The following is a 6590-nucleotide window of genomic DNA, read 5'->3' as shown; positions in this document are numbered from 1 at the left end:
GGCAGATGCCGCCGTCTCGCCAAGGACTTCGAAGGGTCTGCGGCCACCGAAACCGCTTGGCTGCTCGTTGCACACCTCAGGCTCTTGACCAGGCGCCTCGCAACTACCACAAAACATTGATCGCTTTTTGAGTCAGACTCTCAGGACGGCGCGGGCGCTTGGCCTTGTAGTGCCATCATCGCTGCTCGCCAGTGCGGACGACGTGATCGAATAGCCAGCGCGTTGGATCAGCGGCGTGATCCATCGTGCCGTCGCCATCACGCTCCCGCCGCGGCCTGGTGGTCGGCGATCTTGTCCTGCGTCATGGTATCGAAATCGCTCGCCTCATGCCGTTCGTGCAGCTGGCTCGACGGTTCGCCCCACGTGCGGTTGACCATGCGGCCGCGCTGCACCGCCGGGCGCTTGGCGATGACGTCGGCCCAGCGCTGCAGGTATTTGTAATCCTGCACGCCGAGGAATTCGCCCGCGCCATAGAGCACGCCTTTTACAAGCCCGCCGTACCAGGGCCAGACCGCGATATCGGCGATGGTATAGTCGTGACCTGCGAGATACTCGTTGTCCGCGAGCCGGCGGTCGAGCACGTCAAGCTGGCGCTTGACCTCCATGGCATAGCGGTCGATGGCGTATTCGATCTTGGTCGGCGCATAGGCATAGAAATGCCCAAAGCCGCCGCCGAGGAACGGCGCGCTGCCCATCTGCCAGAACAGCCAGGACAGGCATTCCGCGCGCGCCTGGCCGCCTTGGGGCAGCAGGGCTCCGAATTTTTCCGCCAGATGCACCAGGATCGCACCCGATTCGAAGATCCGGATTGGCGTAGGCCCGCTGCGGTCCATCATCGCCGGTATCTTCGAATTCGGATTGACCGCGACAAAACCGCTGCCGAACTGGTTGCCGTCGATCTTGATCAGCCAGGCGTCGTATTCCGCGCCCTTGTGGCCGAGCGCCAGCAGCTCCTCCAGCATCAACGTGACCTTGACGCCATTCGGCGTCGCCAGCGAATAGAGCTGCAGCGGATGCCGGCCGACCGGCAGCTCCTTGTCATGCGTCGGTCCCGCGATCGGCCGATTGATGGATGCGAACCGGCCGCCAGAGTCCTTGTTCCAGGTCCACACCTTCGGCGGCACATAGGCGGAGGGATCGGGGGCATCGGTCATGGCGCTGGCTCCGGGTTTGCGCGGCTTCTTCTGTGCTTACCTAATCACGGCGTGCAGCAAATCACAGAGCTAGTCGGCGAAACCGACATATCTGACGAAATCGCCGTTCGCCTCGCGGTCGGATTTGACGGTATTGGCCGCAAAACTGTCGTCGGGATAGCCCATCGCGACGCAGGTCATGATGACCTCGTCCTCGGGAATATCAGCGACTTCGCGCACGATATCCGAGCGCGTGATGCCTTGCCCGTTGATCACGCTTCCGAGGCCGCGGTCCCAGGCTGCGAGCACGATGCCGTAGCAGAGCGCGCCGAGATCGAAGTGACAGACCGCGCCGGGATCGAGGATGCGGTCATAGGTCAGGACCAGCGAGACCGGCGCGTCGAACTGGCGGAAGCCGCGCAGCACCCAGTCCTGCCGCATCGGCTTGTCGTCGCGCGCAATGCCCATGGCGCCGAACAGTTTCTTGGCGATGTCGACCTGCCGTCCCCGATGCACCCCCTGGTATTCGCCGTGGCTGACGATGTCGCGCTTCGGCTTGGCGCCGGCCATCATCTCCTCCATGTTGCGGCGGCGGACGCGCTCCAGCGGCTCGCCGGTCAGGACGTGGACATGCCAGGGCTGGGTGTTCATGGACGACGGCGCGCGCTTGGCGACCGCGATGATCTCCTCGATCACGGCGCGCGGCACCGGTTGGGCCTTGAAACCGCGCACGCTTTTGCGGCTGTTGACGAGCTCCTCGAATTCCATGTCGCTAGTCCCGGGATTTTAGTCGGATGTGGGACCCCGGCTTTATCATCAAACTGCGCGCCGCTCAAACCACCGATCTGTGCCGTTCGATGCAGGTCCGCAGCACCTCGTCGACAGGCTTTTCCCACCAGTCATTGGAAAAAATCTCGATCTCGGAATAGCCGGCAAACCCCTGCGCCTCCACCGCGGCGCGTATCGATTTGATGTCGATGACGCCGTCGCCCATCATGCCACGGTCGTTGAGGATGTCTTTCGTCGGCACCAGCCAGTCGCAGACGTGAAACGCCAACAGTCGATCTTTGCCCGCGCGTGCGATCTGCGGCAATACTTCCGGGTCCCACCAGATGTGATAGACGTCGAGCGCGACCCCAAGCAAACCGGTGCGCTTGGGATCAAGCGCGTCGCAAATGTCGAGCGCTTGTTTTGTGGTGTTGACGCAGGCGCGGTCGGCGGCATAGGCCGGATGCAGCGGCTCGATCGCCAGCGGAAGGTTGACTTCGCGGGCATAGACCAGCAATTCGGCAAGGCCGTCCTCCACTTGCGCCCGCGCCGCCGCGATGTCCTTTGAGGCTGCGCTGCCTGCCCTCGAATATTGCGGCAGGCCGCCGGCCACGAGCACAATGCAGGGCGCACCCAGCGCCTTGGCTTCATCGACCGCTCGGCGGTTGTCATCGCGGGCTTGCATCCGATGCGCCGCGTCGGCGACGAACATGCCGCCGCGGCAATAGCCTGATAGCTCGAGCCCGGCGTCGCGCACCATGCGCACGGCGCGGTCGAGGCCGACGGCGGCGACCTGCTCGCGCCAGGGATCGATGGCGCGGATGCCATGCCGCGCGCAAGCCTCGATGATCTCAGCGAGATCGCCCTGCTTGCGGACGGTCGCGGTGTTCAGCGACATCCAGCGATGATCTGCGGAAAAATCCCGCATCAGGCGTCGACCCCACGCGTAGCGAGGACGGCCTTCATCCGCCGCGTCGCCAGTTCCGGATTGGCAAGCAGCCCCGCCTGATCGGCCAATCGAAACAGTTCGGCGAGATGCAAGGTCGAGCGCGCGCTCTCCTGGCCGCCGACCATGGTGAAATGATCCTGATGGCCGTTGAGATACGCCATGAACACGATCCCGGTTTTGTAAAACCGCGTCGGCGCCTTGAAGATGTGGCGCGACAGCGGCACCGTCGGACCCAGCACGTCGTGGAAGCCGGCCTCATCGCCGGCGGCCAGCCGCGACAGCGCGTAGGATGCGGCCGGGGCGATGGCATCGAAGATGCCGAGCAGCGCGTGCGAAAATCCCTTGTCGTCGCCGGCGATCAGTTCGGCATAGTTGAAATCGTCGCCGGTATACATTTTCACGGACTTGTCGAGCCGCCGGCGCATGTCGATCTCGCGCTGCTTGTCGAGCAGCGAAACCTTGACGCCGTCCACCTTGGCGGCATTGGCGTTGATGACGCCGACCGCGACGTCCATCGCCTCGTCGAGATTTTTGGTACCCCAGTAATTGGCCAACGCCGGATCGAACATGTCGCCGAGCCAGTGGATGATCACGGGTTTTGCCACCTGCGACAGCACGCGATCATATACCCTCGCGTAGTCGTCCGGCGTGCGCCCGATCTTCGCCAGCGCGCGCGACGCCATCAGGATGATGCGGCCGCCCACCTTCTCCACCGCCGCGATCTGCTCCTCGTAGGCGCGGATGACATCGTTAATCGTCTTCGCATCCTCCACCGCCAGATGATCGGTACCAGCGCCGGAAAACACCAGCGCGCCCCTCGCCTTCGCGGCCGAAACCGAACGGCGGATCAGTTCCAGCGAGGTCGGCCAGTCCAGCCCCATGCCGCGCTGCGCGGTGTCCATGGCTTCGGCTACGCCGAGGCCGAGGTCCCAGACATGTTCACGAAACGCAATCGTCCTGTCCCAGTCGACCGCGGCTGTCAGCCAGGGATCGACATCGGCAAGCGGATCGGCGACCACATGGGCCGCCGAGAACGCCACGCGATTCAGCGTGCCCTCGAGCCGCGCAGGAAACGTCCGCGATGCCGTCAGGCGATAGGTCTCGATGCCGCCATCGGCCTTCGGCAATTTCAGCGACAGCGATGAAGCGGGAAACACCGGCATGTTCATGGCGATCTCTCCTCACACCTTGATCGGGGCGACGTCGATCCAGCGCCGCTCGCGCCAGCTCTGCAAGGCGCATTCGGCGAGCTGCACGCCCTTGGCGCCTTCCAATAGCGTAAACTTATAGGGCGCATCTTCGCAGACGTGGCGGATGAACATCTCCCACTGCTCCTTGAAACCGTTGTCGTAGGTGGTGTTCTCCGGCAGTTTTTGCCAGTCGCCATAGAAATCATGCGTCCGCTTCTCGTCCGGATTCCACACCGGCCGCGGCGTCGCCTGACGCGCCTGGATCATGCAGTCGGAGAGGCCGGCGACGGCCGAGCCGTGGGTACCATCGACCTGGAAGGTGACGAGATCGTCGCGATAGACCCGCGTCACCCAGCTCATATTGATATGGGCGATCACGCCGCCCTTGAGCCTGAAGGTAGCGTAGGCGGAATCGTCCGATGTCGCCTTGTATTTTTTTCCGTTCTCGTCCCAGCGCTCGGGAATATCCGTGCTGCCGAGGCAGCTCACGCTCTCGACCTCGCCGAACAGGTTGTCGAGCACGTAGCGCCAGTGGCAGACCATGTCGAGGATGATGCCGCCGCCGTCCTCGCTGCGGTAATTCCACGACGGCCGCTGCGCCTCCTGCCAATCGCCCTCGAACACCCAGTAGCCGAATTCGCCGCGCACCGCGGTGATGCGGCCGAAGAAACCGGAATCGCGCAGGAAGGCGAGCTTTTTCAGGCCGGGCAGGAACAGCTTGTCCTGCACCGTGCCGTGCTTGATGCCCTTGGCGGCCGCGAGTTTCAACACCGCGACCGCCTCATCGAGATTGGTCGCGATCGGCTTTTCGCAATAGACATGCTTGCCGGCGTTGATCGCTTTCGTCAGCAGCGAGGGCCGCGCCTGCGTGGTCGCGGCGTCGAAGAAGATCGCATCGCCCTTGTCCTTGAGGGCGCCGTCGAGATCGGTGGTCCAGCGCGCGATGTCAAAACGTTTTGCCAGCTGCTCGACCTTGGCCGCGTCGCGGCCGACCAGGATCGGGTCGGGCATCATGCGGTCGCCGTTGGCAAGTTTCACCCCGCCCTGGTCGCGGATCGCGACGATGGAGCGGACCAGATGCTGGTTCAGCCCCATGCGGCCGGTGACCCCGTTCATGATCACGCCGAGGCGTTGCGTCGTCATATCTTCTGCTCCTGTGGTGTTCTTGCTGTCGGTTGCTGGAGCGGCGACATCGCCGTCCACACCGGATGCACGCCGGCGGCAAAACCCGGCATGGTCAGCGATCCCGTCAGGAGATCGCCGTTATGAATCGATAGCCGAACCCTGTCGCCGTCGCGCACATAGAGATCGGGATGCACCGCGCGAAACGCCTCCGCCTCGGCGGGAGGCGTATCCGCGAAACCATCGACATAATGATGGCCGTTGCGTTCGGCATGGGTGATCCCGATCAGGGCGCCGAGCGCAAGGTCCTGCTGCACGCCAAGGCCGGCCTGGCAGGTGAGGTCCTCACCCGCGATGAAGAATTTCGCACCGTCGGCGCTCCATCTGGCGGCGCGGGTGGCGTTGACAATCGACTTGTAGATGCCCTTGCAGGATTTCGACGAGATGCCGCGATAGCCGAGCGCGCGCGCGGCGGGGAAGGCATCGTAGCTGTCGTCGGCCTCGTCGATGATGAAGTCGCGCGCGCCGAGCGCGCCGAGCGGCGATTGCCTGAAGATGTCGCGCGGCATCGGCTGCTCGATGTAGAGCAGTTTTGTGGCGATCGGCGCCAGCGCGCCATCGCGGTCGAGCCGGTCGACCAGCGCGCCAAGCGCCGTGAGATCGGCATATTGCTCGTTGGCGTCCAGCGTCACGGCATAGTCCTCCGGCAATGTCGCGAGTTCCTTGCCGATCCGGATCAGCCGCGCGGCGTCATGTTCGGGGTCGCCGTTGAGCTTCAGCTTGAAATAGCGCGCGCCGGCATTTTCCTCCACATCCGCAACGCCGCCCTTGCCTTCGACCTGATCGTCGAGGCCGACGGTGTGGCGGATCGCGACCCGTTCCAGCCGCCGGCGTCGGGCGAGGAACTGGGCGATGTCTTCGTTCTCAAGGTCGGGCGACAGCCGGGCGTCGATCCCGGCGATATTGCGGTTCATGCCGTCGAAAAAACTGAGATCGGTGAAACGCAGCAGGGCGTCGAGGATCGCCTTGTCGATCTCGGCCGGGCCGAAGCCGGCCGCGAGCGGCGGGATGTCCTCTCTGGCGCAGGCCTCGATCTGGGCGGCGATCCGCGAGGCGTGCAGGCCGAACGCGGTCTCGAAGCCGTTGCCACTCAGGTAGAGTTCGCGCGCGATCGAAAGCGACCGGCGCAATTCGTCGACGGTCTGTTGCGGCGAGAGTTCGGGCCGCTTGTCGAACCATTTCGACGCCATCAGCTCGGCGCTGGCGCCTGTCGCCCGCGCCTTGCCCTCGATCTCGATCTCGACCCGCACGAAGGCCTGCACCGAGGCATTGATGACGACGGCGCCGAAGCGAAACGGCTTTGCAAAGGGCACCGGGCGCTCGAACAGCGAAATGTCACGCACGGCCAGTCGTGTTGGCATGGTGTTG

6 protein-coding genes and 1 pseudogene are annotated in these 6590 nt (G+C 64.1%); 1 reads left to right on the top strand and 6 read right to left on the bottom strand.

All coding sequences use genetic code 11. From position 1 onward, the window contains the following. Positions 1 to 120 (top strand): annotated as a pseudogene (locus tag VK804_RS29620) (IS5/IS1182 family transposase); the annotation flags it as partial. A gap of 137 nt (positions 121 to 257) precedes the next feature. Here VK804_RS29620 and yghU read toward each other — a convergent pair. The 6 genes from yghU to VK804_RS29590 form a co-directional block, all read right to left on the bottom strand. Continuing rightward, on the bottom strand, positions 258 to 1154 hold the full coding sequence (gene yghU / locus VK804_RS29615) for a glutathione-dependent disulfide-bond oxidoreductase (protein WP_325751831.1): 897 nt from the start codon (positions 1152 to 1154) through the stop codon (positions 258 to 260). A 69-nt stretch (positions 1155 to 1223) separates the two neighbouring features. Beyond that, positions 1224 to 1901, bottom strand: a complete 678-nt coding sequence (locus VK804_RS29610; RefSeq protein ID WP_325751830.1) for a nitroreductase — start codon at positions 1899 to 1901, stop codon at positions 1224 to 1226. A gap of 64 nt (positions 1902 to 1965) precedes the next feature. After that, a complete protein-coding gene (locus VK804_RS29605) occupies positions 1966 to 2829 on the bottom strand; it encodes a sugar phosphate isomerase/epimerase family protein (RefSeq protein ID WP_325751829.1) in 864 nt (287 codons plus the stop codon). After that, positions 2829 to 4019 carry a dihydrodipicolinate synthase family protein gene (locus VK804_RS29600; RefSeq protein WP_325751828.1) on the bottom strand — a complete coding sequence of 397 codons (1191 nt, stop codon included), beginning with the start codon at positions 4017 to 4019 and terminating at the stop codon, positions 2829 to 2831. The genes VK804_RS29605 and VK804_RS29600 overlap by 1 nt, the downstream gene beginning before the upstream one ends. Before the next feature lie 12 nt (positions 4020 to 4031). Beyond that, on the bottom strand, positions 4032 to 5183 hold the full coding sequence (locus VK804_RS29595; RefSeq protein ID WP_325751827.1) for a Gfo/Idh/MocA family oxidoreductase: 1152 nt from the start codon (positions 5181 to 5183) through the stop codon (positions 4032 to 4034). Further along, positions 5180 to 6583 (bottom strand): hypothetical protein, encoded by a 1404-nt coding sequence (locus VK804_RS29590; protein WP_325751826.1) that lies wholly within the window; start codon positions 6581 to 6583, stop codon positions 5180 to 5182. The genes VK804_RS29595 and VK804_RS29590 overlap by 4 nt, the downstream gene beginning before the upstream one ends. Between the last annotated feature and the right edge of the window lie 7 nt (positions 6584 to 6590).

This window comes from Bradyrhizobium sp., from assembly GCF_035484855.1.
Lineage (GTDB): Bacteria > Pseudomonadota > Alphaproteobacteria > Rhizobiales > Xanthobacteraceae > Bradyrhizobium.
Note: the sequence above shows the minus strand (reverse complement) of the source record. Positions and strands in the feature narration are given on the sequence as shown.